A 1,701-nucleotide genomic window follows, 5' to 3' on the forward strand; every position below is an offset into this window, starting at 1 on the left:
TTGCTCGGAGACGCCGGCGACCTGGCTCGACAGGCTCTGCGTGGTCTCGGCGGTGCGGGTCAGCGTCGAGGCGGCCGATTCCAGCTGCACGGCGGAGGCCGAGACGTTGGAGACGATGGCACCCACCGCGCTCTCGAAATCGTCGGCAAAGCGGATCAGTTCGGCGCGGCGGCTTGCGGCCTGCTCGCGGTTCTGCACTTCGCTGGCGGCGGCGTCGCGCTCGGCCTTTGCAACGGCCTGGATCTTGAACTCCTCGACCGCGCCGGCCATCTCGCCGATCTCGTCCTTGCGCCCCAGGCCCGGCAACACGACATCGAAATTGCCCGAGGCGAGCTCCCGCATCGCCTTGCACATCGCGATCATCGGCCGCGAGATGCCGTTGCCGAGCCACAAGGCCAGCACGATGCCGATGGCCAGCCCGCCGAGCGCCATCATCAGCATCAGCTGCTGGGTCTCTACGATCGTCGCATTGGCGCTCGCCTCGATGCGTTGCTGGTCCGCGGTGAGATCCGAACGCAGCTCGGCCGAGAGCTTGAGGATGGTCGCCGCTGTCTTGGTCATCTCGCCGTTCAGCTTGACGATGACCTTCACGTTCTCGGTCAGCTTTGCGAACGAGGTGCGGTACTGCTTCAAGAGATCGCCGATCTCCTTGACGCGATCGGTGATCTTCTGGTCGTTCGCGTAGACAGAGACCAGCAGCGTCTCGAGGAACTTGATGCGGGCGATCACGCCGTCGGCGGTCTTCGGCTCCGGCTTGGCGACGAAAGCGCTGACCGAGGTCGAGACCGCCAGATATTGCGAGGTGATGTCCTTGGCCGTGGTCTGCACCGAGGAGAGACCCGCCAGCGCCGCGGTGTCGGCGAGATCGTCGAATTTGAAGCGGATCTTGTTGCCGACACTGTTGAGCTCGTCGGCCGCGATCTTGTTGTTCTCGCGCGTCAGCGTGATGATCTCGCTGAAGACTTTCGTAAAGCTCTGGAACTCGGCCTCGAGCTTGCCGACCTGCTCGCGGCGAGCCGCGCCCGTGGTGGCGGCCATCGATTTGGCGATCGCGCTCTTCAGATTTCCTTCAGCGGCCTTGGCCGCGGTCTCGTCATCAGCCGCGCCGGTCAGGGTATAGGCCCGTGCCAGCCCCTGATAGGCGATCAGCTCGCGATCGACCGTCCGCGCCAGATCGGCTTCCGCTACGCTGGTGCGGTAGGAGGCCACAGCGCCTGCGATCCGCTCGAAGCCGAAATAGGCGAACGCCATGCTGACGGCGAGGATGGCGAGCACCGCCACGAAGCCGAGGATGATTTTTGCGCGAAAACGCAGCGTTGGCAGCTTCGATTGGCGCGACTTCGATTGGCTCGATTTGGACGTGACCGACATTCCCCCACCCCATTCCATTCGCGGAAAACCAGGCGCAGCCGGGAAGCAGCCCGCTTCCGACTCGTGTGCACGGTAACCGGCAAAGGATAAGCTGCGGTAAACTTGTGGCGCCGCAACTGGCGGTTAGGTGACGTAGGGATTTGTTAAGGTGCGCTTTACTACGCCGCCCTGATGTTCGCCATGAAGCGGTCGAGCTCGGCGCGAAGACGGGTGCTTTCGCTCGACAGCGTCTTGGCCGAGTTCAGCACCTCTTCCGAGGCCGAGCCGGTCTCGGCGGCGCCGCGGTTGACCTCGCCGATATCGGTGGCCGCGGTCTGGGTGCCCTGCGCG

General features: G+C 64.4%; 1 protein-coding gene. It reads right to left on the minus strand.

Annotated features, from left to right (window positions below):
* The coding region (locus XF30_RS01790) for a HAMP domain-containing protein (protein ID WP_244608859.1) at positions 1-1,371 on the minus strand (1,371 nt) is incomplete at its 3' end.
* Between the last annotated feature and the right edge of the window lie 330 nt (positions 1,372-1,701).

It is taken from the genome of Bradyrhizobium sp. SUTN9-2 (assembly GCF_003122645.1).
Lineage (GTDB): Bacteria > Pseudomonadota > Alphaproteobacteria > Rhizobiales > Xanthobacteraceae > Bradyrhizobium > Bradyrhizobium yuanmingense.